The 25404-nt window shown below is 45.8% G+C and carries 28 protein-coding genes, 1 tRNA gene and 1 rRNA gene; 16 read left to right on the forward strand and 14 right to left on the reverse strand.

The features are described from left to right. Positions 1-52 precede the first annotated feature (52 nt). Complete coding sequence (locus EFE42_RS02165) at positions 53-1030, forward strand: radical SAM protein (protein WP_123135713.1); 978 nt, start codon at positions 53-55, stop codon at positions 1028-1030. 96 nt (positions 1031-1126) lie between these two features. Beyond that, positions 1127-1339, forward strand: coding sequence for a hypothetical protein (locus EFE42_RS02170; protein WP_148039243.1), 213 nt, complete (start codon positions 1127-1129; stop codon positions 1337-1339). A 3-nt stretch (positions 1340-1342) separates the two neighbouring features. On the opposite strand, the gene EFE42_RS02175 is transcribed toward EFE42_RS02170, so the two are convergent. Then, complete coding sequence (locus EFE42_RS02175; RefSeq protein ID WP_123135715.1) at positions 1343-1537, reverse strand: hypothetical protein; 195 nt, start codon at positions 1535-1537, stop codon at positions 1343-1345. Positions 1538-1579: 42 nt separating this feature from the next. Beyond that, a complete protein-coding gene (locus tag EFE42_RS02180; RefSeq protein WP_158599177.1) occupies positions 1580-2323 on the reverse strand; it encodes a restriction endonuclease in 744 nt (247 codons plus the stop codon). 322 nt (positions 2324-2645) lie between these two features. Here EFE42_RS02180 and trxA point away from each other — a divergent pair, with 322 nt between their 5' ends. Both trxA and EFE42_RS02190 read left to right on the forward strand, forming a co-directional pair. Beyond that, positions 2646-3038: a thioredoxin gene (gene trxA / locus EFE42_RS02185; protein ID WP_123135735.1), complete on the forward strand. Its 393-nt coding sequence runs from the start codon at positions 2646-2648 to the stop codon at positions 3036-3038. A 12-nt stretch (positions 3039-3050) separates the two neighbouring features. Then, complete coding sequence (locus EFE42_RS02190) at positions 3051-4487, forward strand: methanogenesis marker 14 protein (protein WP_123135717.1); 1437 nt, start codon at positions 3051-3053, stop codon at positions 4485-4487. Positions 4488-4489: 2 nt separating this feature from the next. On the opposite strand, the gene EFE42_RS02195 is transcribed toward EFE42_RS02190, so the two are convergent. Next, on the reverse strand, positions 4490-5158 hold the full coding sequence (locus EFE42_RS02195) for a DUF166 domain-containing protein (protein WP_123135718.1): 669 nt from the start codon (positions 5156-5158) through the stop codon (positions 4490-4492). Positions 5159-5218: 60 nt separating this feature from the next. Between EFE42_RS02195 and EFE42_RS10870 the strand changes: the two genes are divergently transcribed. Next, a complete protein-coding gene (locus tag EFE42_RS10870; RefSeq protein WP_255419047.1) occupies positions 5219-5347 on the forward strand; it encodes a hypothetical protein in 129 nt (42 codons plus the stop codon). Between the two features lie 9 nt (positions 5348-5356). After that, the gene (gene tmk, locus EFE42_RS02200) at positions 5357-5956 is read left to right on the forward strand and encodes a dTMP kinase (protein WP_123135719.1); all 600 of its coding nucleotides are present in this window, start codon (positions 5357-5359) and stop codon (positions 5954-5956) included. Here the strand turns inward: tmk and EFE42_RS02205 are convergent, their stop codons facing one another. Both EFE42_RS02205 and EFE42_RS02210 read right to left on the reverse strand, forming a co-directional pair. Then, positions 5957-6187: a hypothetical protein gene (locus EFE42_RS02205; RefSeq protein ID WP_072361768.1), complete on the reverse strand. Its 231-nt coding sequence runs from the start codon at positions 6185-6187 to the stop codon at positions 5957-5959. Between the two features lie 18 nt (positions 6188-6205). Next, positions 6206-6913, reverse strand: a complete 708-nt coding sequence (locus EFE42_RS02210) for a HisA/HisF-related TIM barrel protein (RefSeq protein WP_123135736.1) — start codon at positions 6911-6913, stop codon at positions 6206-6208. Between the two features lie 46 nt (positions 6914-6959). Between EFE42_RS02210 and EFE42_RS02215 the strand changes: the two genes are divergently transcribed. The 3 genes from EFE42_RS02215 (at position 6960) to EFE42_RS02225 (ending at position 10607) form a co-directional block, all read left to right on the forward strand. Continuing rightward, positions 6960-7661 carry a (5-formylfuran-3-yl)methyl phosphate synthase gene (locus EFE42_RS02215; RefSeq protein WP_123135720.1) on the forward strand — a complete coding sequence of 234 codons (702 nt, stop codon included), beginning with the start codon at positions 6960-6962 and terminating at the stop codon, positions 7659-7661. A gap of 16 nt (positions 7662-7677) precedes the next feature. Then, positions 7678-9855 carry a CDC48 family AAA ATPase gene (locus EFE42_RS02220; protein ID WP_123135721.1) on the forward strand — a complete coding sequence of 726 codons (2178 nt, stop codon included), beginning with the start codon at positions 7678-7680 and terminating at the stop codon, positions 9853-9855. Positions 9856-9929: 74 nt separating this feature from the next. Continuing rightward, positions 9930-10607, forward strand: coding sequence for an RNA ligase partner protein (locus tag EFE42_RS02225; protein WP_123135722.1), 678 nt, complete (start codon positions 9930-9932; stop codon positions 10605-10607). Here the strand turns inward: EFE42_RS02225 and EFE42_RS02230 are convergent. The 3 genes from EFE42_RS02230 to EFE42_RS02240 form a co-directional block, all read right to left on the reverse strand. Beyond that, positions 10604-11443, reverse strand: coding sequence for a geranylgeranylglycerol-phosphate geranylgeranyltransferase (locus EFE42_RS02230; RefSeq protein WP_123135723.1), 840 nt, complete (start codon positions 11441-11443; stop codon positions 10604-10606). The two genes, EFE42_RS02225 and EFE42_RS02230, sit on opposite strands and share 4 nt — an antisense overlap. Before the next feature lie 15 nt (positions 11444-11458). Then, positions 11459-12376, reverse strand: a complete 918-nt coding sequence (gene nadA, locus EFE42_RS02235) for a quinolinate synthase NadA (protein ID WP_123135724.1) — start codon at positions 12374-12376, stop codon at positions 11459-11461. A 74-nt stretch (positions 12377-12450) separates the two neighbouring features. After that, entirely contained in the window at positions 12451-13266 is an 816-nt protein-coding gene (locus EFE42_RS02240; RefSeq protein ID WP_123135725.1) for an aspartate dehydrogenase, read from the reverse strand. Positions 13267-13367: 101 nt separating this feature from the next. On the opposite strand from EFE42_RS02240, the gene nadC reads away from it, so the two are divergent. The 5 genes from nadC (at position 13368) to EFE42_RS02265 (ending at position 17813) form a co-directional block, all read left to right on the forward strand. Continuing rightward, positions 13368-14204, forward strand: coding sequence for a carboxylating nicotinate-nucleotide diphosphorylase (gene nadC, locus EFE42_RS02245; protein WP_123135726.1), 837 nt, complete (start codon positions 13368-13370; stop codon positions 14202-14204). A 77-nt stretch (positions 14205-14281) separates the two neighbouring features. After that, on the forward strand, positions 14282-15529 hold the full coding sequence (locus EFE42_RS02250) for a COG1361 S-layer family protein (RefSeq protein ID WP_123135727.1): 1248 nt from the start codon (positions 14282-14284) through the stop codon (positions 15527-15529). 20 nt (positions 15530-15549) lie between these two features. Continuing rightward, a complete protein-coding gene (locus EFE42_RS02255) occupies positions 15550-16656 on the forward strand; it encodes a cell division protein FtsZ (protein WP_123135728.1) in 1107 nt (368 codons plus the stop codon). A gap of 29 nt (positions 16657-16685) precedes the next feature. Next, entirely contained in the window at positions 16686-17366 is a 681-nt protein-coding gene (locus EFE42_RS02260) for an ABC transporter ATP-binding protein (RefSeq protein ID WP_123135729.1), read from the forward strand. 9 nt (positions 17367-17375) lie between these two features. Further along, positions 17376-17813 (forward strand): PPC domain-containing DNA-binding protein, encoded by a 438-nt coding sequence (locus EFE42_RS02265; RefSeq protein WP_123135730.1) that lies wholly within the window; start codon positions 17376-17378, stop codon positions 17811-17813. Between the two features lie 8 nt (positions 17814-17821). Here the strand turns inward: EFE42_RS02265 and EFE42_RS02270 are convergent, their stop codons facing one another. Further along, positions 17822-18199 (reverse strand): transcriptional regulator, encoded by a 378-nt coding sequence (locus tag EFE42_RS02270; protein WP_123135731.1) that lies wholly within the window; start codon positions 18197-18199, stop codon positions 17822-17824. 150 nt (positions 18200-18349) lie between these two features. On the opposite strand from EFE42_RS02270, the gene eno reads away from it, so the two are divergent. Next, a complete protein-coding gene (gene eno / locus EFE42_RS02275; RefSeq protein WP_123135732.1) occupies positions 18350-19627 on the forward strand; it encodes a phosphopyruvate hydratase in 1278 nt (425 codons plus the stop codon). Between the two features lie 6 nt (positions 19628-19633). Then, positions 19634-20803, forward strand: coding sequence for an ABC transporter permease (locus tag EFE42_RS02280; protein ID WP_123135733.1), 1170 nt, complete (start codon positions 19634-19636; stop codon positions 20801-20803). A gap of 1 nt (position 20804) precedes the next feature. Here the strand turns inward: EFE42_RS02280 and EFE42_RS02285 are convergent, their stop codons facing one another. The 5 genes from EFE42_RS02285 to EFE42_RS02300 all read right to left on the reverse strand — a co-directional run bounded on the left by EFE42_RS02285 (position 20805) and on the right by EFE42_RS02300 (position 25395). Then, positions 20805-23561 carry a DNA-directed DNA polymerase gene (locus tag EFE42_RS02285; protein WP_123135734.1) on the reverse strand — a complete coding sequence of 919 codons (2757 nt, stop codon included), beginning with the start codon at positions 23559-23561 and terminating at the stop codon, positions 20805-20807. Positions 23562-24020: 459 nt separating this feature from the next. Further along, the gene (locus EFE42_RS10960; RefSeq protein WP_370448646.1) at positions 24021-24200 is read right to left on the reverse strand and encodes a hypothetical protein; all 180 of its coding nucleotides are present in this window, start codon (positions 24198-24200) and stop codon (positions 24021-24023) included. A gap of 149 nt (positions 24201-24349) precedes the next feature. Next, complete coding sequence (locus EFE42_RS10710) at positions 24350-24781, reverse strand: peroxidase family protein (RefSeq protein WP_305021956.1); 432 nt, start codon at positions 24779-24781, stop codon at positions 24350-24352. A gap of 396 nt (positions 24782-25177) precedes the next feature. Next, positions 25178-25299: ribosomal RNA gene (gene rrf, locus EFE42_RS02295) — 5S ribosomal RNA — on the reverse strand. A gap of 24 nt (positions 25300-25323) precedes the next feature. Further along, positions 25324-25395, reverse strand: a tRNA-Cys gene (locus tag EFE42_RS02300). Positions 25396-25404: the final 9 nt, after the last annotated feature.

The following is a 25404-nucleotide window of genomic DNA, read 5'->3' on the forward strand; positions in this document are numbered from 1 at the left end:
TATAAACTGATGGCAGAAAACTATAATTAATCTTACTACCCACCATGAGTACATGGATGCCCAGATCAAAGCCGAATTACTGGCAACAGGAAGAGTGGCCATCGATGAAAAACTACTCGGGAAACCCACTGTTTCAAGTGCAGGACCGGGTGCCGGTAAAGTAGGTTTCTTTTTTAGTTCCGGAGGACACCGGGTAAAACTTGGAGCAGATGTAAAATCCCCTTTAAAAGCGCTTAAAAAGGATGGAAAAATCTGTATCTACAAAAATGAGAAGCTCCTTGCCTGTGGACAAATTGAAGAAGAACTGCTTCACTGTCCAGAACAGGCGTATATCAATATGACCGAGACCTGTATCTTTGACTGCAAATTCTGCCCGGTCCCAAAACTCAATGGCAGGGTCAAATCAGTGGAAGAAGTGCTGGATATGATAGAAAAAGCACATGATACAGGAAAGATGAAAGCCATATCTATCACTGCCGGAGTTGATGAGACAGTTGAAAAGGAAGTTGAAAGGGCGGTTGATGTTGTCAGGAAGTGCAAAAAATACAATGTACCCATTGGAGTTTCGGTATATCCCACAATCAATTCCAACAAACTGCTAAAAGAGGCCGGCGCAGATGAGATAAAATATAATGTAGAGACAATGGATCGCCAGCTGTACAGCGCGCTTTGTGGCGAACAGGACCTTGACTTTATACTGGACTGCCTTTCCGAAGCTGTCCTGATGTTTGGCAAGAACAGGGTTTGTTCCAATTTCATAATCGGTTTGGGAGAAAATGATGAAACTGTAATGCAAGGAATACGGGAACTTGTACGCAGAGGTGTGGTTCCTATCCTGAGACCCGCAGCAAGCCATTCCCTCAGAAAGGAAGAGGTTAATATAGAGAGGCCTTCAAAAGAGCGTATCCTCAAACTCACCCGTTTCCTGAGAGAAGAGCTGGATCAGGGCGGACTTGATACAAGACTGTTCGGGACAATGTGCCTGCCATGCACAGGTTGTGACCTGGGCCCTCATAGAGATCTGAGATGAAGAACCGGTCGACAAAATTTGTGCATAATTATAAAAGATGCCACTGTGCGAAAATTAAGGAAAGTATTTATTGCAAAGGGATTCCAAGGGTTGACTATGAGTCTGTTGGAAAAACTCTATAACATCAATGTGGGCTATATCATAATAGCAGGGATTGCCCTGACTGCTCTGCTCTTTAAATTCCTTCTCCAGTATGCCGAAGAAGGGAATCTGGTACTTGTTATATTGCTTGGTCTTGCTATTGGTTTTGTGGCCACATTAATTACGCGGGTTGTCAAGAACCAGCGCTATTTACAACAAATTAAATAACATTCATTCCTTTCCCAGGCCTTTCAGGATTGCCTCCCTCCATTCAGAGGCGTTTTCCACATCATATATGTGCCTGGTAATACTTTCCTTTGATTCAAGGATTGCAAGTTTATCCTTGTGTAATATTCCCTGTTTCTCAATCTCTGCCCCTGCAATATCCTTCAATCTGATAGTTTCGATATTGTCTTTATCCATCATGAGAAATCTGCGGTTGGTAAGCACCAGACAACCTTTTTTTTCCTATCCAAATTTCCGGAGGGTTTCGCCCCGCAGAAAAGAAGGACGAAACAATTCAAGGTTCTCTGCAAAACTTTTCGGCTCCCTGATCGAAAGGGCCAGTACCTCAGGATTTTTCTCATCGATTACTATATAGAGGGAATTTGTATCCTGTTTCAAACCTATAACTGAACTTGCATCTATTCTCCTGATAAGTTCTTTTTTCTTTGAGAAAAGAGTGGCAGTTATTTTTTCAAAATACATATGTTTCTTTGTGAGTACCAGCCATATCCTGTCTCCTTCAATTGTTGCGCTATGTCTTCCAAATACTTGTTCACCGGTTTCAAGCACATCAACCCCCCGTCCTTTCCGGTGGAAACTCTCCCCTTCATCAGGACAATAATGGTTAAGCATCTCGGTAAGCAGGGGGCCTTCTATCAGCTTGATGTTGTGTTTTGCCCCTTCCATTCTTCCTTCACCGGTAAAACTGGAAGTGGTAACAATAATTACTCCATCCACATTTTCTCTGTAAGACAAACTGCCATATTCACGCACTTCCTTGACCCCTACAGGCCCTGAATAACGTTTGGCCTGGACAAGCCATCGATGGGAAAGACCAAAATTATCAATCGATATTTCGATATCGACACCCCCATCCCTGCTCTGTTGTGTCGATTGGGTATTATAACCCATTTTATCAAAAAGGTGAGCTACCAGCCTTTCAAAATCATAAGGGTCAAGATTGAGCAGTTGATTAATTTCCCACATTAAATCATTCATCCACGGTATAGGACAGGCCACATTCCGGACAGGAATACGTTACTGTTCTGCCAGCATTCTTATTTTTATTCTCGATCCTATTCATCCATGTGCCACAGGTTACACATTTCTGATCGAATATTGTGCGGTTGCTTGATTTTTCACTGTCTGCTTTTGTAATGGAAACCCCTCCAGGATGGGCAATTGTTGGTTGTGCACTATTTGTGAATAACCATCCAAACCTTTAAATGTATGCAGTACATAGCTAATTGGTAATTGATCAGAATCACAGATATAGCTTATGAAATATCTAAATAATGCGAGGGGAAACATGGACGAACTCGAAGAAATAAGGAAGAAGAGAATGAAAGAGATAAAGACAGATCTCGAAAAGGCCAACTGGCCTGCAGAAGCCATGATAGTATCAGATGCCGATTTTGAAGATTTTGTAAGCCGTTATCCACTTGCTGTAGTGGACTGCTGGGCAGAATGGTGTGGCCCCTGCAAAAAGGTCGGGCCGATAATAGACTCCCTTGCCGGGCAGATGCAGGGAGACGTTGTTTTTGGCAAACTCGATACGGACCAGAATCAGGTTACTGCGAGAAAATTCCAGATCACTGCAATTCCAACCCTTCTTGTGTTCAAAAATGGGCAACTTGCAGACCGAATGGTGGGTGCATTGCCACAGGCAAACATACAGGAAAAAATTAAATCATACCTCTGAGGGACAGATTTTATGTCACACAAACCCAGGATGGCCGAGACTCCTTCCGTTAGACTGATAGACCTGAAATCAAAATCCAATTCCTATTTCATAGTGGCCTCTGTAGAAGTGGGCAATACGACCACCAAATGCATCCTGACGGCCACAGATCTTGAAAAAGGTACGACATACCATGTGGTGAAAACTGTAAGGATGACAAGGGATGTAAGACAACCAAAACCTGGAGAAGAAGTATTCGGCAAGACGCTTACAGGAGTGGAATTGAGCCGTGAATCCGTGGCAGAACTTGTCAAGAACACGCTGATAGAGGCTGTCAAAAAAGCCAACCTCGATATAGAAAAAGATATTCACTTCGTTGTCCGATCCACCGGCGTTGTGGCCGGATTCGATGCACCGGAAGAAGTGGGAGAATTTATCAAAGCTCTTGCAGACGGCTGCCTTCTGGCAGGAGTACCTCCCAGGAACATGACACCTCCGATGTCCCAGGATAATATAAACCCCAGATTCCAGAAGTTCAGTAAACTCAACAAAGTTATTTTTGATGGTGCAGTTGCCAGCGTCCTTCCTCCCACGGGGGCCACAGGTGTGGAAATCGTGGCCAATGAGATGGAGGGAGAACTTGCAACCGCCGGTATTAAAGAAGGAGCGAAATGGGTGGATGTGGATTTCCGCAATCCCTGTTTATCGATGGATTTTGGGACCACGCTAGATGGACGGGTCATCAGCCCGGAGGAGCCCTATGCAAAAACCATTGGGAACTTCTGTGGCTATGCAGGAGCCATTCCCGATGCTATAATCCGTGGGACCCAGCTTGTGGATTTGGAACTGGGAACCGCTCTTGATGTCTTTGACGAAAAGCCTCCGGGCATGATTACCATGTTCCTGAAGGGGAAGAAAATAAAGGAATATGCAAACCGCCTGATGGAAAAGATATCTATCGAAAAGGTACCTGAAAATGTTACCCGTTATGGAAGTGTCCCTGTAAATCCTGCCGCTGCAGCCGAAATTGGGGTCGTGCTCATTGGATGTGACGTGGGTACCAATGGTTCAAAAATGGATGAATTAACAGAACTGGGGGCCCAGATTTACAAAGAAGAGGGACTCAAGGTCCTGTTCGCAGTAATCGATGAAGTGATGGCAGGTGTAATCTACCGCCTTGTGGAAGTGGCACAGAAAGAAGGAGTTGTATTTCCTGAAACTTCCATTGGAATTACCGGAAGGGCCGGCATATCAGGAGATAAACCCAAACTTGTGCTTGAAAAACTGGAAACACTGGGGTTGGGAGATAAAATCGAAGAAAAAGTCGTATTTGTCGATGACGGGCTTGCAAGGGGTGCAGCAGTGATGGCACGATGTATGAATTCACTGGGAACCCCTCATAATCCCCTGGGCGGCCATACAGGCGGCAAATGCATCCTCAAGGACAGGATCAAATTGCAGAGCCAGTAAACTCATTCTTCTGAGAGGGTTTTCAGAGCCTTCTCAATTGCTTTTTTATGCAACTGGGCCGAATCATGGATTCCTCCCAGCTGCCCTCTGACAGCCCTGCAAGGGTATTGCTGGATTAACAAACCTGCCTTTGCAGGGGCATCCTCCACTCTTGTACCGATCAGTTTTTCCGCCATTCTCCATGTGCTGCCGCAGGGTGCCCCTTTCAGGACCCGGACATCCGATATATAGCCGTTTTTAGTGGAGACTTCGAATTCCGGAAGACCAAAGACACTGGAATATGGTGCTGTTTCTTCCTTTTCCGCAAGAGTACAGCATATCTCATCCACCTCGATATAGATACCATATTCCGAAGATATTCTATCCAGTTCGACAAGTGGGGCCCGGGAAGAGCCTCCGGGTACGATCAATGAGGACACACCGGCTTTCCCGGCTAGGCGGGCAATCACCGGTGTAATATCGGGATGCAGAGAATAAGTTATTATGGTGTCTGCATTGAATACATCCGGATTGATATCCAGTCTTTTTACAAATTCTTCCGGCTCATCCAAAAAATCGGGTAACCTGGCAGGCAGGGATGCAGTTTTGACGGTGAAATCCGAATGTTGACGTAATGTTTCTATCAATCTGTTGCCGTACTTACCCCTTGTAATTACTCCTATAATCGTCATACACTGGAAATGGAGAATATAGTTATATTATTTACCGGTTAATATTATACAGGTGAAAATATGGAAGATATAGACCAATCAAAGGTATATTTTGTATGCAATACCTGCAGTTTCGTATTCCAGGCAGACCCCAACTTCATGCCTATAAAATGTCCCCAATGTGGCAGTGAAGACACAGTCCGTACCTGAGAGATATAAATGAAAGGAAAACTTGTCACCATTGAAGGGATTGACGGGTCGGGCAAGACCACCATAATGGAATACCTGAAACAAAATCCCTTTTATTCGGATATTATTTTTACACGGGAACCTACAAAAGACTGGATCGGCCAGGCTGTGATGCGGGCAATCCAGTCGGATGTTGATCCCCTAGCAGAGCTCTTATTGTTTACAGCCGATCATGCAGAACACATCCGAAATACAATCAACCCTGCAATGCAGGCCGGCAGAGTGATAATTTCAGACAGGTACTCAGACAGCAGAATTGCCTACCAATCGTCTACCCTTAAGGACAGGTTCGATGAGCCGGTGGAGTGGATCAAGCAGCTGCACAGGGGATGGACCATTGTGCCGGACCTCACTGTACTGCTTGATATCGACCCCAAGACTGCCGTTTCAAGATGTAACAGTCGTGACGCACAGACCAAGTTTGAAAAGGTGGATTTCCTTTTGGGGGTTCGCAATGTATTCCTGCAACTTGCAAAAGAAAATCCTCAGCGATTTGTAATTATAGACGCATCACAGAGTCTGGAAAAAGTAAAAAAGGAAGTAGACAGGGCCATCAAAGAACTTGAATGATCAAAGCTCATTGGAGTCGGCAAATTCAATAAGGGCCTCTCCCAGCTGTCTTGCATATTTGGGATTGAGATTAAAACGGCCCCGTTTCTGGCCCCCTCTTTCCTTTGCAATTTCCACATATTCTTTTTCATACTTTTCACTGGTTTCCAGTGAGATGGTAAGGTACCACCCTCCACCCATTTTTATTTCATGATACGCTGCTTCAACATCTTCAAATGTATCTTCATCCATAGTTATCACCTGATTTTTTTATCGTAGTTGTTTTACTGGTATAACTTGTTTGTGCACTGCCGTTGCGACAAGTGCACCTGAAATCCCGGCGTTTTCAAGTTCTGCAATATCTGCCATATCCCGCACACCACCCCCCAGCAGAAGAGGGTGGTGGGATCTCTTAGCAAGATGGGAAAGCATATCAATGTCCATCCCTGAAGAGGTGCCTACACGATCCAGATCAAGATAAATGATATCTTTCAATGGCAACTCATTGAGTATTTCTATTGCCTGATCAGGATTTTCAGGGATATCCGATGATTTAGACAGTAATTGACCATTTTTGCGATCAATGCTCACACTTATGCGGCCCGGATACCTGGCTGCCAGATTCCTGATCACATCCATTGAAGCCGTTTCAGTGCCCAGCACCAGAGTATCGGCAACTTGCAGCCATTTATATGCATCCTCCTGCCTGTCTACACCGCCGTCCAACATGACATTAGATGTGGATGAAAGGGATTTTAATCCATCAATATTCGCTTTGTTTTCCCCTCCCCCCTGCAGGATATTGAGGTCGGCAATATAGACTTCCCGTGGATTGAGAGTTTCAATTATACCACAGGGACTTGAAGTTTCACATACCTGACTGGACCGATGGACAGCCTGGTATTTTTTCCGGTCACCTCCCCGGGCATGAACTGCAATACCATTATATATATCTAGTACAAAGACAATTCGAAACATATTTAATATGACACTTAATTCCATCCTATAAAAAAGAGGCCATTACATGAAACTGCTGGTTAGTCCTATTAATAACGAAGAAGCAATCTCCGCCCTAAAAGGCGGTGCAGATATTATCGATGTCAAAAATCCAAAGGAAGGCTCTCTTGGTGCCAATTTCCCGGGAGTGATCAAAGGAGTGAAGGAAACTGTAGGGAACCAAAAGCCCATCAGTGCAGCTCTGGGGGATTTTAACTACAAGCCTGGCACCGCTGCCCTTGCTGCCTATGGTGCAGCAGCTGCAGGTGCGGATTATGTCAAAATCGGCCTGTATGATATCCAGACAGAGGAACAGGCCTATGAGATGCTTGCCGGAATTACTGAAGCTGTCAGGACAATGGACAATGTCCCAAAAGTAGTCGCATGTGCGTATTCCGATTATGCGAGGATCAATTCAATTGACCCCGCCCTCTTACCGGCAATCGGTGCAAAGGCAGGAGTTGACCTGGTCATGGTTGATACAGGGGTAAAGGACGGACGTTCCACCTTCGAGTTCCTCAATGAAGCACAGCTTAAGGATTTCGTTGAAAAAGCACATGCAAATGGCCTGGAAACGGCTCTGGCAGGCAGTATCAAATTCGAGGATATAGAAGCAATAATGGAAATCAAGCCGGATATCCTGGGTGTCAGGGGTATCGTCTGTGGTGGGGATCGTAGCACATCCATCAAGCAGGAACTTGTAGAACAGCTCCGTGCCCGCCTGAGCTAATATTTTTGGACCAAGTATGGTCTCCTCCAACCCAACCATCAATAAAATCGAAGTTTGTGTGGCAGAGGCATACCACCGTGATGCAGGAAGAGGTATTGCCAGGCTTAACAAGGACCTGATGGAAAAGGTAGGAGCCATCAGTGGAGATATAATATCTATTCAGGGTAAGCGTAAAACCTATGCCGTTGTGTGGCCCGGCTACCTTGATGATGCAGGTAAAACCATCATAAGAATTGATGGTAACCTGCGTAATAATGCAGGTATAGGTATCGATGATAAAGTCACTATCAAAAAGGTTGAAGCAACAGATGCCCAGAGGGTTACTCTTGCTACAAACCAGACTATACATTCCAAAAATTACTCACGTTATATTCACCGTATCCTGGAAGGCAGACCACTTGACCGTGGACAAAAGATACGTGTTGAGACCGTTAACACACCGATGTCGTTTGTAGTAACAGCTACCCAGCCGACAGGCCCTGTGATTGTTACCCGCAATACCAGACTGATGCTGAAGGAAAAACCTGTAGAACAGTTACCAGGAGATGAACAGGTTTCCTATGAGGATATAGGGGGGCTGAAAAGGGAAATCGGCCTGATGCGGGAGATGATCGAACTACCCTTGCGACATCCAGAACTATTCCAGAAACTGGGAATCGACCCTCCGGCAGGTATGATGCTTTATGGACCTCCCGGTACCGGAAAAACCATGATTGCAAAGGCTGTTGCAAGTGAAACCGAAGCCAATTTCCTTTCCATTAGTGGTCCCGAGATCGTTTCAAAATATTATGGTGAAAGCGAACAAAAGCTCAGGGAAATTTTCGATGAGGCTGAAAAGGAAGCCCCTTCCATTATTTTCATTGATGAAATCGATTCCATAGCTCCCAAAAGGGATGAGGTCAGGGGCGAAGTGGAAAGACGCGTGGTTGCCCAGTTGCTTTCCCTTATGGACGGCCTGAAATCACGCGGAAAAGTTATAGTAATAGCTGCGACCAACCGACCCAACTCCATTGACCAGGCCCTGCGAAGAGGGGGACGGTTTGACCGGGAAATTGAGATTGGGATTCCGGATAGGGAAGGGCGGCTGCAGGTACTTTATGTGCATACAAGAGGTATGCCCCTTTCTAACAGTGTAGACCTGGAAAAGATAGCAGATACAACATACGGTTTTGTCGGAGCTGATCTTTCCTCACTCTGCAAAGAAGCTGCCATGCATGCACTGCGCAGACTCATGCCCCGGCTGAAAATTGAAGATGAAATCCCTCCGGAAATCATGGATGAACTTACAGTCAATGCTGTTGACTTTGAAGAAGCACGCAAAAACGTTGAACCCTCTGCAATGCGGGAAGTCTTCCTAGAAATGGCAGATACCCTCTGGGATGATGTAGGGGGAATGGAGAAAGTCAAACAGGATCTTATGGAAGCTGTGGAATGGCCCCTAAAATATCCGGAACTGTTCGAAATAACTGCCACCCGGCCTCCTCTGGGAATTATGCTTTACGGACCGCCCGGCACAGGCAAGACCCTGCTGGCACGGGCAGCAGCCGGGGAAAGTAATGCCAATTTCATAAGCATAAAGGGACCGGAATTACTAAGCAGATATGTAGGGGATTCCGAAAAAGCAGTCCGTGAAACATTTCGCAAAGCACGGCAGGCATCTCCTTCAATTATTTTTTTCGATCAAATCGATTCGATTGCACCCAAAAGACAGGATAACTTTGGAGGGGAGGGAGCTGAGAGAGTAATTAGCCAGATCCTTACCGAGATCGACGGCATAGAGGAGTTGAAGGATATTGTCATAATTGCCGCCACCAACCGCCCTGAGATGGTGGATCCGGCACTGCTCAGGCCGGGCCGTTTTGACAGGCTCATACATGTAGACTTGCCTGATTCTGCCGGCAGGGAAGCAATTTTTGGAATCCACCTGAAGGGCAAACCCCTGTCAGAAGATGTCAATATACATGAGCTGGCCGGACTTACGGATGGTTATTGTGGGGCTGATATAGAGGCTATTTGCAGGGAAGCTTCAATGCTTTCAATCAGGGAAAATGTCCGGCCTGCCATGAAGCGGGAGGATGTGAAAAGGATAGCATACTCAATTCACATCAACAACCAACACTTCAGGACTGCAATTGAAAAACTCAAAAATGCAAAGGCAGGTTGTGAACATAAAGATACGGAAACCGGAAATTAAAAGCCAAATAGTACAAAACTACTTTAAATTGTAAACCAATTTTTATTCTGTACTTTTTATAACGGGGAGGAAACATGTTGAGACAGAGGTTTATAATGGATACCACCGGGCTTACCGATATTCAGGCACGCCAGTCACTGGGACAGGACACTATCTGTGCAGGTATGAAAGAAATTCTGGACCTGATAGCCGATGCCCGACTGCATCTGCAGATCAGCTGCTATGTCCCCTTCCCTTCCGTTTATAATGAACTTCAGGAGTTTGCCAATAACAATAACTGTGACCCTGAAGTCGTGGCAAAGATTGATACCTGGCTTGTCAAGAAAACCCCTGACAGGTATGAGGTACAGATCCCCTCCCGAATCTTCCACGAATACGTATCCTACATGAGGGAGAGGATCAACAAAGGCATGAATGTGGCAGAGGATGCAATACGTGAGGCTTCCCACGAATGTCTTATCCAGAATTCACAGGCAGAAACCAAACATATGGTGGAAAGGGATATCGATCGCGAAGTAGTGGGTTCCGTTGTGAACAAATTCCGCAACAAATACCGCTCAGCCCTGCGTTACGGGATACTGGACAGTGCACCGGATATCGATGTGCTACTGCTGGCAAAAGAACTTGATGCAGCCGTAGTTGCCAAGGATTACGGGATTCAGAAATGGGCCGAACAACTGGGTGTGAGGTTTGTTCCCGCCGAAACGTTTCCCCGGATGTTGCAGGAATATCTCAGGCATACATCCCGTTAAGCACCTGCCACAAAGGCAAACAATGCCATGAACATAGCCAGTTTGAAGCGTTTGGAGGAAAGGGCCGGGTCATTTTTCAACACTGCATAGACAGCCGCGATAAAAAGCAGGTCAGCGATACCCACCAGAGGGAGGTAATATTCACCCAGCATGGATTTCAGGTAAGGGTAAGGACTGGCAGCAATACCTATCAGGGCAAGCGCCGAAGCTACAAGCCCTGCCTGTTTTTTCCCGATGAGAATGGGGAGAGTGGTAGCTCCTGCTTTTAGATCTCCCTCCATATCCTCGATATCCTTCACAATTTCACGTGCAATTGTAGCCAGGGTTGCAAGCAGGAATAATACCGAAAGGGCATACAATCCTTCTATCCCAAATACAGCGGCACCGAAAAGAAAAGTGGAACCTGTCAGGTAACCCACCGCAGCATTGCCAAAAAAGGGAGTGGTCTTCAGATTACGGGCATACAGGACAAGCAGGAGAGAATTGAAAAGAGCTATAAAAGCACAGACCAGATTAATGAACCAGGCAATGGTAATTCCGGCAATGAAAAGGAATGCAGCAAAGAAAAGCGCCTGTTTCTTACTTACCCTTCCAGAGGGAATCGGCCTGTCAGGCCTGTTTGTCGTATCAATAGCCACATCAAAATAATCATTGATGGTATTGCCGGCCCCTGTTACGAGCATTACTACAAATCCCACAAGCCCTGCTTCTAAAAATGGAAATGCCTGAAGGGGTTGTTCAAAAATGATTCTAAAAGCGATTAACACGCCGATAACTGCTGCAAAGGCTGCCATTGCGCAATTGACAATACGCATTAATTGAAGATAAGCGTGCATGGAAATAGCCCGCCTTTATGCTCTTCCTGCTTCAAGCATGCGATCAAGGGCTTTTTTGGCCTGCGCTGTGACCTTTTCCTCTACTGTGACCTCATATTCTTCATTTTCCAGACAATCCAGAACAGATGCAAGGTCGATGGTTTTCATATCCGGACATATCGCATATTCAGAGCAGGGGTAAAAGTGCTTATCCGGATTGTCCGTGCGCAGGCGATGCAGAAGCCCGTTTTCCGTAGCTATAATGAATTCATTTGAACAAGAGGAGGAGCAATATCCTGTCATTCCTGTGGTGCTGAAAATATGATCTGCTTTTTCAAGCACCTCCCGCCTGCATTCCGGATGAGCCAAAACCTCGGCGCCAGCATGAGCTTCTTTAGACGAAGCTACATCCGACTCACGTAACTGGTTGTGGGTCGGGCAGTAGCCGTCCCACAGAATTATTTCCTTATCAGTATTTTTGGCTACATGATCTCCCAGGTTTTTATCAGGAATGAACAGTACTTTCGCGCAATCCAGTGAGTTGACAACTTCCACCGCATTGGCGGAGGTGCAGCATACATCACTTTCTGCTTTCACCTCTGCACTGCTGTTTACATAGGACACAACCATCGCGTCTGGATGTTGTTTTTTGGCTTTTCTCACCTCATCTGCAGTAGCCATTGCGGCCATTGGGCAGCGTGCAAACCTGTCGGGAATTAGAACTTTCTTTTGGGGGCTCAGGATAGCAGCGCTTTGCGCCATGAAGTCTACGCCACAAAAAACAATGATATCACCGGGTTGCTCGACTGCCTGACGGCTCAGGCCAAGTGAATCACCAACAAAATCAGCTATATCCTGTACATCGCCACGGCAGTAATTGTGGGCAAGGATCACCGCATTTTTTTCCTTTTTCAGGACATTAATCCTGTCTATTATCGCCTGCTTATCCTGCATATTACCACTGCAATCCCGGGATAATGAATTCCGGGCGAATACATAGATTATATAACATATAAGTTTATGCGAGTTCAGGTTCCCACATTAAAGGATTGGGTCAGTTTCTTCAAGGTAGAAATTACGGAAAGAGGAGCCAGATAACTTGTTTTTGGATTTGTGGGGGATGGCACATTTTCCACTCTGGAGGTAAACCTTCCAAACTCACCTTCAACTGCGATTTCATGGATATTTCTTGTCAGGGCAGGATTGACCACTATCCTTACCCTGGTATTATCAAATCCAATCCCGGCAAGACTGAGAGTAGCAGCCACATTCACATTTGCAGGGAATGCATGTACAGCCTCGGTCGCTGAGCCTTCAAAAAGAACCGTTCTGCCGGTTATGGAATCAATATCGATATTATTTTCAAGGACATAGGGGGCACCCCTCAATCCAGCGGGGGGTTTTTCGGTTGTCAGGGTGACTGAATGCAGAGCAGCTGCAGAAGCTGAAATCAAACCATCTATTCCACAGATGGCACCAGAGGGAACGTAAATCCGGCAATTTTTTTCACGGGCTATGTTTTCGGCCATTTCAAGCAGTTGTGTGTCAGCAAAAGCCCCGACACTGACCACCATGACATCACATTTTGCATGCAACGCTGCGGGAACCACTTCATAAACCGCCTGCTGGGAAGCACATTCTACCACCAGGTCTACCTCCCTGACCATTTCAACAATTTCCATGACCTGCGGATCAAAATTTTCCAGTGAACTTCTCACCCTGTTCAGGGATTCATCATGGCGGTCATATATAGCATAGAGTTCTGCTTCAATCTGGCCATTATCAATAGCCCTACATATCTCTCCACCTATGGCACCACAACCGAAAACTCCTATTTTAAGCATTAATGAGACTCCTTTATGTTCTAGAGGGGCAGCGCATAAAAGTATTATCATTACAAAGCCTATTAAAACTTCCCGAACATAAAGTAAATCCGGTGAAAAGGATGCTGAGAGGACAGATAGAGAACTTCATCCGGGAAGATCTGGGTTATCATGATATCTCATGCCAGATGGTGCCGGATACAATTGCAGAAGCCGTGGTTTTTGCAAAACAGGATTGTGTAATTGCCGGTGTGGATGTTGCAGAAGCCATATTTGATTATTTTGATATCGAATATACAAGAAAGGTTGCAGATGGTGAAAGGATACAGAATAACGATGTGATCTTTGAACTTAAGGCAAGCACGGTATCCTTATTACGTGCCGAAAGGCTGAGCTTGAATTTCCTGGGACACCTGAGCGGTATTGCGACCCTTACAAGAGATTGCGTGGAAACTGTAAATCAGTGTTCTGAAGCAGTTGTGGCTGCAACCCGTAAAACAACTCCGGGAATCCGGGAGTTCGAAAAACTGGCCGTAATCGCGGGTGGAGGGGACCCCCACAGGTTCAATCTCTCCGATTCCATCATGATAAAGGACAACCACAGGAATATAATGGGCCTGGAAAATGCAATCCTCAAAGCAAAGGAAATGGCAAGTTTTACCCAAAAGATAGAAGCTGAAGTTGAATCCGCAACCGATGCTATTCTGGCTGCAAAGATGGGAGTGGACATCATTATGCTGGACAATATGGCCCCTTCAGAAATAATATCAACCGTGGAAAAGTTACGTCACGAAGGATTAAGGAATAAGGTAATAGTAGAGGTGTCGGGAGGAATAAACACCGAAAACCTTGCCGAATACGCAAAAACCGGAATTGACGTAATCTCTATGGGCTCTCTGATCCATAAAGCACAATGGGCCGATCTGAGTATGGAGATGAAAGAGTCTTTTATGTCATAAACTTTATATTGGTTTCCAGTAGTGTATTTAGGCAGTATTTAGATAACAAATCATGAAAAAATCGTGGCGAGGGGAACATGGAATTCAAAAAAATGATAGTATGCCTGCTCTTGATAGCAGCCTTGTCCTCAGTGGTATTTGCGGGCTCTGCTTGTGCAACAAGTGTTCTTTATGAAGGAGATATACAAGCCGGTGATGGGTACCAGATAAACAATCATGTAATAGATGTAGCCGATGTGTTCCCTTCAGAAGACTATGCATCGTTTTATGTGTATGAAAAGGACACTGAATTGATGGACAAAGGGCTGGATATTAACGACACTTTTACCTTTGAAATCGATAATGAAGAAGTTGAAGTGAAACTTCTCGATACAAAGACAGGTACTTTAAATCTTGCCAAAATACTCATTACAATTACCGATGAGGATATCATCAATACAAAGGGAGTTGTCGATGGGGGCCATAAAAAGGCGGAATTTTCCGGTACACCCGTTATAGAAATAACCAAAAGTGTAAGCTCAAATACCATACAAGCAGGTGATTCGGTAACAGTTACCGTCAGGGCAGAAAACAAAGGAGATGACGATGCAACTGATCTCAGGTTTTCCAACAACCTCCCCGAGAAATTCATCCTGGAAGAAACTTTCGTAAGCCAATCCGGGGAGATGTCCCTGGACGTTGGGGAGTCACAGCAAATCTTTGTCTATCGCATCAAGTCAACAGAACCCGGCACATTTACACTCAAACCTACTACTGCAACCTTTTCCAACAATGCGGGAGTTGATTTCCCGCAGGCAAGTTCCAACACTCCTACAATCACAGTGGAAGGCGAACCTGCAGCCATGGCAGATGTGGAAGTCTCGGCAGAGCTTCAGGAACCTGTTATACCGCGGGGCGAGAGTACTGAAGTAACATTACTCATAAGAAATAACGGTGAAGGGGATGCTGAAGCTGTTTCAGTGGACATCCAGCTTCCCGACGAACTTGAGTATGAAGGCGAGGACAGCGAAATTGAGATTATCAGTGGTACACCCACAATATACCTGGAAACCCTGGGAGTGCAACAGGAAAAGGAATTCACATTCAACGTCAAAGCAGAGGAAATGGGCAGTTATCCGGTAACAGCCTCCTATTCCTACATCAGTGCTGAAGACCCTGAAGCAGAAGAAATAAACAGTGAAACAACAACAAATGCACTGGAAGTCACAAAAGGCAAATACGACGTGATCTTCGAGCAGCCGCTATATGTATATATCGTGCCTGTAGTCATCATTCTTGGGGCAGCAGCATGGATATATTACCGCCGCCAACAATACCGCTTTTAAATATCATCTGGAGGAATTAATTGCTCAACATACTTATGGTCGGAAACGGACAGTGTGGCAACCGTATCCTGGACTCTATAAACAGGCAGGCATTCGGCTCCAAAAGTCGATTTGCTAAATTCTATGCAAAACAACAGTATAAAAGTAATGTACAAACTCTTGCCATAAATACTGCCGTCAACGACCTCAAGGAAATGAAATATACCAAGGCAAAGGATCGAATCCATATACCTCACCTGCACGGAGTTGGTGCAAACAGAAACGTGGGAAGGAAAGTTTTTGATGAAAATAAATCCCAGATCATGCGCAACCTCGATGAGAGAGGCAGTTTCGATCTTGCTTTTGTTATAACTTCTGCCTCCGGAGGTACAGGATCATCTTTTACTCCTTCCCTGATCCGGGAATTGAAAGAACAAAATGATTATCCGGTATATGCAGTCGTTGTCCTCCCCTTCAGAGAAGAAGGGACACTGTACCTGCAAAACGCGGCATTTGCCCTCAAGGACATAAGGGAAAGTGGGGTTGACGGGATAATCCTTGCAGATAACCAGTATCTCAAACAGATGGGCGGGGATGTGGAATCTGCCTATGATTCCATAAATGAGATGATCGCAAAAAGGCTGATCTTCCTGCTGGATTCCCTGGACAGCGAGATGATGATGGTCACCGACCTGGGTGATTTCAAGACGGTCATGAGTGGAGGAGCCGGGATTGCAACCATTGGTTACTATGAAGCAGACGGAGAAGTGCCTGTCAGAACAGCCATCCAGAAGGCTGTATCCCCAAGCGGATTACTGTTTAATACCAATGTTTACGAGGAAGCAAGCAGGTCCATGATGATCATCAGGGGTGACAAGAGTTACCTGAGTATCGATGAAATCTCCACAGAAGTTGAGAAACTTTCTGATTCGGTAGGCCATGTTTTCAAAGGAATAATTGTCCGCAAAGGCGAATCTCCCCGGGTACTGTCTGTCCTTACTCTTGAATCCGCTTCCGAGCTGGAAGAACTTTATCATCTTGCAGTCGATGCTATCAATATTGAAAAAGAGAAAAAGGAACGTGTCCAGGAAGAAAAAGAAGTAGACAAGGCATTCTCCCAGATCGAAGGTCTGGAACCGCATTACTGACATGATGTGCAATGTTTCCAGGGAGGGACATGCCACAAACAGACAATATCATCGAGATCCGTGGGTTGGAAAAAGTCTATGGAGATGGCGTCGAGGTAAAGGCGCTTGACGGACTGGACCTTGATGTGAAAAAGGGAGAATTCCTTTCAATAGTTGGCCCTTCCGGGTCCGGCAAAAGTACCCTGCTCCACATGATAGGTATTCTGGACACTCCCACAAAAGGCACTATCCTGATTGACGGCCAGGATGTCACCAGCATGGATGACCGGCAGCGATCCAGTGCACGAAATAAATTGCTTGGTTTTATTTTCCAGTACCATCATCTTCTACCCGATTTCACCGCACTGGAAAATGTCATGATGCCTCTTTTGATAGCCGGCAAGAAAAAGGGTGAAGCTACCAGAGAAGCTGAAAAATTGCTCAATGAAGTTGGACTTAAAGACCGTCTGCACCATTTTCCAGGCCAGCTTTCAGGGGGACAAAACCAGCGCGTAGCTGTGGCAAGGGCACTTGTCAACCAGCCAAAGATCGTCATCGGGGACGAACCTACCGGGAATCTGGACAGCCATTCCAGTGACAAGGTCTATGAACTTTTAAGGAAACTGAACCGGGAATTTGACCAGACATTCATCCTGGTGACCCATGATGAAAACATGGCCCGCAAAACCGACAGGATCGTCAGGATCGTAGATGGCAAAATTACTGAATAAGGGAATAACATGGAATACAGAGAAGGAAAAGTCGGAAGAGTATTTGTCCTCAGGGTAGATGACGGTGAAGACATACTGGAAAGTATAACGGCCCTGGCAGAAGAAAAAGGTATAGAAAAGGCATTCCTTTTCATGCTGGGAGCATGCAGGAACTCAAATCTGGTCACCGGCCCCCTCAAAGATATGATTCCCCCGGAGCCCATATGGAATTCATTTGTGGACCCGCATGAAATAATCGGTATTGGCAACATAATGCTTGAGAACAAAAAACCCGTAGTTCACCTCCATACCGGCCTGGGCAGGGATGGCAAAGCCAGTATCGGATGCATGCGAAAGCACAATGAAGCCTTCATGGTGACGGAAATCCTTCTTCTTGAAATTGAAGGAATGGATGCTTTGCGCAAATTTGACAGTAAAAGAGGATTTGCCCCTATCAATTTCGGATAAAAAGAGAATTAAGTGCATATCTGTTTTAGCCTATTGAGCGCGTGGGATTTACACTCTATTTCGGCCGATATGTCATTTTCCAGATTTCTCATGAATGTATCAAAGGTTAATTTTAATTTGTAGTAACGACGAGGCCTACCCCGGTCCTTTGATAACTTCTGATCCCAGGACTCCACTATACCTTTTTTGCAGAGAGGTTTCATGGCAACACTTACCTCTGGTTGTCTCAAGCCGGTGAGATTTTCAATCTCACTTGAGGTAAGCGAATCACCATCAATAAGGCAGGTCATAGCTAGAGCTTCTATCCGGGACAGGGAGAGGTTTTGGAGTAAATCTGCAATCTCCCTCTTGCCGGGATCGAGCTTTATGAAAGCAACGTCATTCATAAGAGAAGAAAAATGGCTCCATTAATATATATTTTATGAATACATTATACGTAAATACGTACAAAACATTAACAACAAAGATTTCAGGGACAAGAATATTATATATACAGTAATTTCCTATTCAGTAAACAAAGTCCAAGGCGGAATTATATGAGTTACAGGGCAGAAGAAGCAGGATACCGGATAGAAAAGATTCATGCAAGAGAGATATTGGACTCCAGGGGAAATCCCACAGTGGAGGTTGATGTGTTCACGCCAAAGGGTTTTGGCAGGGCCAGTGTCCCTTCAGGAGCTTCCACAGGAACAAATGAAGCCATTGAAATGCGGGATAAGGAGGATGAACGCTACAATGGTAAAGGTGTCCTAGATGCCGTGGACAATGTCAATACAACAATAGCCGGGGAACTGACTGGTTATGACGTGCGCAGCCAGAGGGAGATCGATGGGTTAATGATTGCCCTTGACGGAACCGACAACAAGATTACTTTCGGTGCAAATGCCATCCTGGGTGTATCAATGGCTGTTGCCAATGCAGCTGCAGATTCCCTCAAAATGCCCCTGTACAGGTATCTTGGAGGATCGAATTCCTTTGCACTACCCGTTCCCACAATGAATGTCCTCAACGGCGGCAAGCATGCAGGCAATGGTCTGGCGATCCAGGAATTCATGATCCAGCCCAAGGGAACTGATACTTATTCAAATGCCCTGCGCATGGGAAGCGAGACCTATCATGCCCTGGGAAAGGTACTGGAGGATAAATATGGTGCGTCCGCAACCAATGTGGGATATGAGGGAGGATACGCCCCACCCATCGACCAGACAGTGGATGCCCTGGATGCTCTGGTAAGTGGCATCGAAGAAGCGGGATATACCGAGTCTGAGGTGACCATCGGGATGGACGCCGCTGCCTCTGAGTTTTTCGATGGGGAGAACTACAATATCGACGGAACCACCATGACCGGAGCAGAACTTACCGATTTCTACGTCGACCTGATTGACACATACCCTATAGTAATGATTGAGGATCCCTTCCATGAGGAAGCCTTTGAGGATTTTGCAAATCTTACCAATGAAGCCTGGGAAACCATTATTGTGGGAGATGACCTGTTTGTCACAAATGTTTCAAGACTTGCCAAAGGCATCGAAATGGAAGCTGCAAATGCTCTTCTGCTCAAGGTAAACCAGATCGGTACTCTTTCTGAGGCCTTCGATGCTGCAAGCATGGCATTCCACAGCGGCTATAATGTAGTGGTAAGCCACAGGTCTGCAGAAACCGAGGATACAATGATTGCAGATATTTCAGTGGCAATCGGTGCCGATCTTATCAAGACCGGAGCTCCTGCCAGAGGGGAAAGAACTGCCAAGTACAACCAGCTTCTGCGTATTGAAGAAAACCTGGGAGATGCTGCACGTTATGTGCAGCTCTGAAACTTTATGTTCGAATTCAGGATTGCCCGCAGGCATATCGCTTCAAAACAGCGCAATACATTCTTTTCCATTCTTGCTGTAGCCCTTGCTGTAGTGGTAATTGTAGTCCTGATGTCCCTTATGACCGGGTTTACCGATGAACTGATAGAAAAAACAGTGGAAAACTCTCCTCATATAGTGGTGTATCCTGCAGAGGAAAAGGATGCAGGTATACATCTCTACGATTATTATAAATCTGTAATCGAAAGCAACCCCACAGTTATCGCTTCCTCTGCATACCTTGAAAAACAGGCCGTGATTACATACCGGGATAATTCCGCAGGGATCAACATATTCGGAGTGGATCCTCCGGATGAAAATAAAGTGATGCACCTTAAACCCGATATCGTAGAGGGAAATTATGAGGATCTTTCCAGAGGTGGCAAAGGTATCCTTATAGGGGATGACCTGGCCGATGATCTGAAAACAAGACCTGGTGAGTGGGTACAGATAACCTCCCCTCAAGCAGGCGAGCTTTCCCTGAAAGTTATAGGGATTTTTGACAGTGGCACCGGCCGGGACAAAAGTGTTGCCTATGCAAGACTGGAAACCCTGCAGGATTTTTATGATGAGAAGGGAACAATCACTGCAATATCCATGCGTGTCACAGATCCCTATAATGCAGAGACAACCGCTTTAGAAATTGAAAGAGAAACAGGTCTAAAGGCTGATAGTTGGATTGAGATCAACAGTCAGCTCCTGGATTTACTCAATACCCAGAAGATGGTTGTGTGGCTTTACTATATCCTGATCTATATTACCGCCGGATTTGGTATTGCCAATACACTGATCAATATTGTCATGGACAAGAAAAGTGAGATCGGAATGCTCATGGCAATGGGTACTTCCAGAAAAAGCATCACTAAAATATTCCTGATAGAATCCACAATCCTGGGCGCTTTCGGCCTCCTGCTGGGTCTTGTACTGGGATATTTTACAGCGGTGGCAATTGGATCCTACGAAATAGAATTGCCTGCCGAAATGTATCTGGGGCTTACACGTATGCCCATGAAGATTGAGGCAATGAATTTTATTTATGCCGCCATCTTTGCTTTTATAATAAATATGATCGCCGGAGTATATCCGGCAAGAAAGGCATCAAAACTGGATCCCGTGGAAGCCATAGAAAGTATATGATTCAGAAATCAAGTAGGGAACTCTGGTTGCCGCTTTCTGGAAGTTTTTCTTTTTCAGGTTCTCTTACTTCGGCATTCATCTGACACCCGTTGTCAGCAGGTTTGGATTTCGCAAAATCAAAAAGCCCCTTTTGCCTGGAGTCATGATCCAGGGTCGCTATATTCACACCAAATACTGAAAGGATGCGTTCCACCGGTGGAAGGAGCTGTTTCTGGATATAGTAATCAACATCCAGGGCTATGTTGTGCTGCCTGACATACTCAGGGTCTTCCGCACGGTTTACAAAAAGGTCCTTGCCCGCAACTATCACAAAGGGAATTCTCTCTCCGATGGAAGGACGCATGCCGGTACGCTGTTCTATCTTTTCCACCACGGTGAGATGGGGTTGTTTGTTCTTGTAGCTTGAAGGACTCTTGGAAAAAGTCTTTGTCAGTACCAGATCATCAATAATATCAGAATCCCGGGTGACATCCAGATTGCGCACCCTGTCCACAGTGGTTTTCACATGTTCCACTGCCTTTTCCACATTACCTTCTTTCAGGACATATTCCAGTACCCGGTTTAGCATATTGGATGTCAGCTCACACCAGTCACGCCTGACGGTTTCCAGGCCCTTGACCTTGATCTTATCCTTCCAGCCGTCTTCCGCAGGTTCAAACAGCCATTGAGCATAGCGTTTCTTTGCTACAAGCAGGACACGCCTGGCGGTAGCTTCGAACTCAAGTTCCATGGGATCGGGCAGGGATGCGGTTACAAGGGAAGCAACTTTGCTGCCCACCCGGGCAGATTCTTCCAAAGTCAAGTCATCAGGAGATATTTCCCTGTTATCCCTATCCATACAGTGCACAAAAACACTGTCCGTATCCCCGTAAACAATGGAAAGGTTTACTTTTTTGTCATCAGGTCCAATTTCACCTGCTTCATCCCTGAAATAGACCTCGTCATTCCTGAGCACCACGCTGCCTATCTGGCTGCAGACAATCTCCTCGGTGCGGGCGATGTTTTCCCTGCCAATACCTGTTACTGAGCCGGCCATTCCCAGACTGTACAGACGGGCCCGGGCATAGCCGGAATAGCCATAAAAACTATTGAGCAGGATTTTCAGGGCAAGCTGGGTGGCATCCAGAACACGGTGTTGATTTTCATCCCGGGTCTTTTTCATTATTTGTTTGGTCTCACTGCGCCTTCTCAAAAGATCCTCGAGTACCGAGGGTACGATGCCTTTGTATAGATGGGGTTTGACAAATTTATCCCCGGTAGGAGAGATTATAAGGTCATCTGCTTCAAGATTGCTGTTTTGCACAACGGTGGTATAGCAGAGATTATGGGCCATTATAATGGTGGGATAAAGGGACTTATAGTCCAGCACAAGCACGTTTTCATGTAACCCTTTATGAGGCTCAAGGACTGCCCCCCCTTTGAGGTTCTCATTCAGCTTCCGTCTTTGCTGGGATGTATGTTCATCGGGTTTGGATGACATGACCCTGTTCTGCTTGCCATATTCACTCAGGAGGAGCTGTTCGACCATATTGGTCTGGCCTCCGCTTATCACATCCTGAAGCAGAGTGCCGCTTACCTGGGATACCGCTATATGTTTATCAAGTAATTTTAGGTGCAGAAGCAGTTCAAGGGCAAGCTCGGAGTCACGTCTGGCGTAATTGATAAACTCATAGAGTTTGGTACCGTTGTCTTCCCAGTACTCTTCCATGTCCTGAGGGGAAACATCCAGTTTTTCCTTGTCGAGCAATTCATGGGAGACATTCCTGAGGGTATAACGTTTCAGGCTGAATTCCTGCCTGATCAGGGGCAACACATCGACAACAGCCCTGCCGGTGATATCAACCATGGTGCGAATGCCGATTTTCCTGTAACCCAGGCTCCTGCCGTCCCTGCCTACATCGGATTTGATCCTGTGGCCATTTTTGTTGAGAATGGATACACGATCGGTTATATAGGGAATATCAAAATCATTGCTGTTATAGCCGGTAACCACGTCGGGATCGAATTCCCTGAATATCTCAAAAAACCGCGACAACATGGAAGCTTCATCCTGGCAGGCTTCCACATCTGCGTCCACGCCATCAGCAGGTTTGGCTATCAGGACTATGGTGTCTTTGCCCTGATAGGCCGGTGCAAAGGAGATACTGATCATTATCACGGGAGAGGTTTCAGGAGTGGGCATATTGCCATCCACTGGTAAACACTCGATGTCAAACGCCAGGTGCCTCAGGGGTGCAGGTTCCTTTCTTTCAAATTCTTCCACGTCCCCACTGCTGCAGGTTATATTGCAGAGGGGAAGGTCCTGCACGGCACTTTGGGGGGTCAACCGCATCCAGCCCATCCCATGCAGGCCCCTGTCAATCAGAAAGCGGTTCCTGAATAGGATGTCTGCCTCGTAGATCTCTTTTACAGCAGGCATGGCGGCTATATCATCCCTGATCTCCGGCACGTTACCCGGATCATGGGTAATTATCTTTAACATGCGGATGGGTGTGGTCTGGTAACCTACCGGTTCAAATTTCTCAACCTCTTCAATGGCCTTTACCTGTTCGAACTTTTGCTTTATATCAGCTGCAACCTGTTCCAGGTCTGTATTACAATTTACATAAAAATAAGGTTCAAAGCCGGGTACCTGACAGCATATACTTTTACCTTCTGAGGAACGCCCAAACAGGCGGATTACAGGAGAGTTGTCCTGTCTGAAGTAGTCGGCATCTATTAGCTGGAATTCTAACTGGTCAGGTAGGTTTTTGGTCATGGTTTTCACTGTGAAAGATGATTGATTATGGGTATGCAGTATGAGATTTCTTATTTATAACTTAACCCCTGTGACATATCTACAAAAACCAAAGTGTAGGGAATTCCTGCCAAACAATAACCGGTAACAAAAGAGCAAAGAAAATATTTTAAGATTACACCGCCAAATCACTTTTTGAACTGCGATGGAAAACCGCAACCACAGTCGAATATGATTTGTTTTTCAGTAGCCTTTGCATGCTCTTCTTTTGTCATGGTTGCATTGCTGTGCACCAGTAAACTGCAAGGTCCTAAAGAAAGGGCGGTGTTTCAGATTGTATTGAAACGCCACGCTCATATGCTTCTAATAATCTCCATAAGCATTCAAAATATGCTTTAGAGACCCTACGTTGATGCTACGATCAGGTGAGATCAAAGCGGTCAAGGTTCATTACCTTGTTCCACACCGCTACAAAATCGTTCAGGAACTTCTCCTGGGGTCCTCACATCCATAGACTTCCGCCACGGCCCTGAGCTGGGAGTTCGAACCGAAAATGAGATCGACACGGGTACCGGTCCACTTGAGTTCACCTGTTGTACGATCACGACCCTCGAAAACATCATCCGAAGTTGCCGTCCATTCAGTGTTTATGTCGAGCATGTTCACGAAGAAGTCATTGGTGAGCGTCTCTGGCCGTTTGGTGAAAACGCCGTGCTGGGACTGTGCAAAATTGGTATTCAAGACGCGCATGCCGCCCAAGAGAACCGCCATCTCAGGGGCGGTCAATGTCAGCAGTTGAGCCCGGTCCATCAGCAGTTCCTGCTGCCGTATTTTTGCTTGATCGGCCAGAGCAAACGGCGCGCTTTGTCGAGGTTCGCATTGTCCGGCCAGCTGTTGAGTGGCGCAAACCGCTGGTTGCCGGAACCTCCGCCTCCACGGCCATGCGGTAGGTACCTGCACTGTGCCATGCCATCCTGATGAAAAGCCCCCCCATAGTGACCATAATCAGCCGGCCACCAGTCCTGCGAGTCGGTCATCAGTGTATAGAGGTCCTTTTTCACAGCTTCAAAGTCGAGTTTCTTGAACTCCTCAGCGTAGTTGAACGCTTCTCCCATCGGATTGGACCTGGAAGAATGCTGGTGCAGAATATTAAGATTCAACTGATTCGGCCACCAGTCCCGGATTGACGTGCTACCCCGGCCAGTGGGTCCTATTACAGGGTCCTTGCTATCTTCGTTCATGATTTTTCCCCTTTCATTGTTTGAGATTATGCACTGTGCTGGTATGATTATCGTGCTTATGTACCCATCTTTCTAGTTAACGTTAGAAGACTTCTCGAAAAAAATAATTAAATAATAGCTAAACTAGATATTTGATTATACCCTCACACCAACTAAGATTTCTAATTTTTATGTATTAATAGATTTTAGAGTGCTGTAAGAAGTCCTCTAAAAAGACAGTTTGAGAAAGAAAATCTCTATGTTTTAAAAAAAATATAATGATAGGATAGTAGAGATATCAAATAACATCTGGAAAGTAGATTAATCAAGAAAGAGAATTTCTGGAATTTTAATATTGATTCAAAAAGGCTGCTAGAAATAAAGCATTATTGAGAAAAGGTAAGAGTCAATAAGTTGAGTCAGCAGCGATGCATAGTTCCCAAAGGCTCTCGCACTTTAGTACAATATACAACGCTGGCAGGCTTATCTTCTGTGTTCGGGATGGGTACAGGAGTTGCCCTGCCGCTATGGCCGCTGTCCTCAACTTATATGAGATGGATGAAAGCCAAGGCCCGGATTCGAACCGGGATGGAATCGCTCTGCAGGCGATTGCGTAGCCGCTCCGCCACCTTGGCACTTTTACG

It is taken from the genome of Methanohalophilus sp. RSK, from assembly GCF_003722075.1.
GTDB lineage: Archaea > Halobacteriota > Methanosarcinia > Methanosarcinales > Methanosarcinaceae > Methanohalophilus.

Excerpts from the sequence above, each read along its gene's own strand:
- EFE42_RS02195 (WP_123135718.1), bottom strand. The coding sequence starts at position 5,158 with ATGACGATTATAGGAGTAATTACAAGGGGTAAGTACGGCAACAGATTG.
- nadA (WP_123135724.1), bottom strand. The coding sequence starts at position 12,376 with ATGCAGGATAAGCAGGCGATAATAGACAGGATTAATGTCCTGAAAAAG.
- EFE42_RS02215 (WP_123135720.1), top strand. The coding sequence starts at position 6,960 with ATGAAACTGCTGGTTAGTCCTATTAATAACGAAGAAGCAATCTCCGCC.
- EFE42_RS02265 (WP_123135730.1), top strand. The coding sequence starts at position 17,376 with ATGGAATACAGAGAAGGAAAAGTCGGAAGAGTATTTGTCCTCAGGGTA.
- EFE42_RS02180 (WP_158599177.1), bottom strand. The coding sequence starts at position 2,323 with ATGTGGGAAATTAATCAACTGCTCAATCTTGACCCTTATGATTTTGAA.
- EFE42_RS02210 (WP_123135736.1), bottom strand. The coding sequence starts at position 6,913 with ATGTTTCGAATTGTCTTTGTACTAGATATATATAATGGTATTGCAGTT.
- trxA (WP_123135735.1), top strand. The coding sequence starts at position 2,646 with ATGGACGAACTCGAAGAAATAAGGAAGAAGAGAATGAAAGAGATAAAG.
- EFE42_RS02270 (WP_123135731.1), bottom strand. The coding sequence starts at position 18,199 with ATGAATGACGTTGCTTTCATAAAGCTCGATCCCGGCAAGAGGGAGATT.
- EFE42_RS02280 (WP_123135733.1), top strand. The coding sequence starts at position 19,634 with ATGTTCGAATTCAGGATTGCCCGCAGGCATATCGCTTCAAAACAGCGC.
- EFE42_RS02230 (WP_123135723.1), bottom strand. The coding sequence starts at position 11,443 with ATGCACGCTTATCTTCAATTAATGCGTATTGTCAATTGCGCAATGGCA.
- EFE42_RS10870 (WP_255419047.1), top strand. The coding sequence starts at position 5,219 with ATGGAAGATATAGACCAATCAAAGGTATATTTTGTATGCAATACCTGC.
- EFE42_RS10710 (WP_305021956.1), bottom strand. The coding sequence starts at position 24,781 with ATGAACGAAGATAGCAAGGACCCTGTAATAGGACCCACTGGCCGGGGT.
- EFE42_RS02225 (WP_123135722.1), top strand. The coding sequence starts at position 9,930 with ATGTTGAGACAGAGGTTTATAATGGATACCACCGGGCTTACCGATATT.
- EFE42_RS02170 (WP_148039243.1), top strand. The coding sequence starts at position 1,127 with ATGAGTCTGTTGGAAAAACTCTATAACATCAATGTGGGCTATATCATA.
- EFE42_RS02260 (WP_123135729.1), top strand. The coding sequence starts at position 16,686 with ATGCCACAAACAGACAATATCATCGAGATCCGTGGGTTGGAAAAAGTC.
- EFE42_RS02205 (WP_072361768.1), bottom strand. The coding sequence starts at position 6,187 with ATGGATGAAGATACATTTGAAGATGTTGAAGCAGCGTATCATGAAATA.
- EFE42_RS02285 (WP_123135734.1), bottom strand. The coding sequence starts at position 23,561 with ATGACCAAAAACCTACCTGACCAGTTAGAATTCCAGCTAATAGATGCC.
- EFE42_RS02220 (WP_123135721.1), top strand. The coding sequence starts at position 7,678 with ATGGTCTCCTCCAACCCAACCATCAATAAAATCGAAGTTTGTGTGGCA.
- EFE42_RS02175 (WP_123135715.1), bottom strand. The coding sequence starts at position 1,537 with ATGATGGATAAAGACAATATCGAAACTATCAGATTGAAGGATATTGCA.
- EFE42_RS02240 (WP_123135725.1), bottom strand. The coding sequence starts at position 13,266 with ATGCTTAAAATAGGAGTTTTCGGTTGTGGTGCCATAGGTGGAGAGATA.
- nadC (WP_123135726.1), top strand. The coding sequence starts at position 13,368 with ATGCTGAGAGGACAGATAGAGAACTTCATCCGGGAAGATCTGGGTTAT.
- tmk (WP_123135719.1), top strand. The coding sequence starts at position 5,357 with ATGAAAGGAAAACTTGTCACCATTGAAGGGATTGACGGGTCGGGCAAG.
- EFE42_RS02165 (WP_123135713.1), top strand. The coding sequence starts at position 53 with ATGGATGCCCAGATCAAAGCCGAATTACTGGCAACAGGAAGAGTGGCC.
- EFE42_RS02190 (WP_123135717.1), top strand. The coding sequence starts at position 3,051 with ATGTCACACAAACCCAGGATGGCCGAGACTCCTTCCGTTAGACTGATA.
- EFE42_RS10960 (WP_370448646.1), bottom strand. The coding sequence starts at position 24,200 with ATGCTCGACATAAACACTGAATGGACGGCAACTTCGGATGATGTTTTC.
- eno (WP_123135732.1), top strand. The coding sequence starts at position 18,350 with ATGAGTTACAGGGCAGAAGAAGCAGGATACCGGATAGAAAAGATTCAT.
- EFE42_RS02250 (WP_123135727.1), top strand. The coding sequence starts at position 14,282 with ATGGAATTCAAAAAAATGATAGTATGCCTGCTCTTGATAGCAGCCTTG.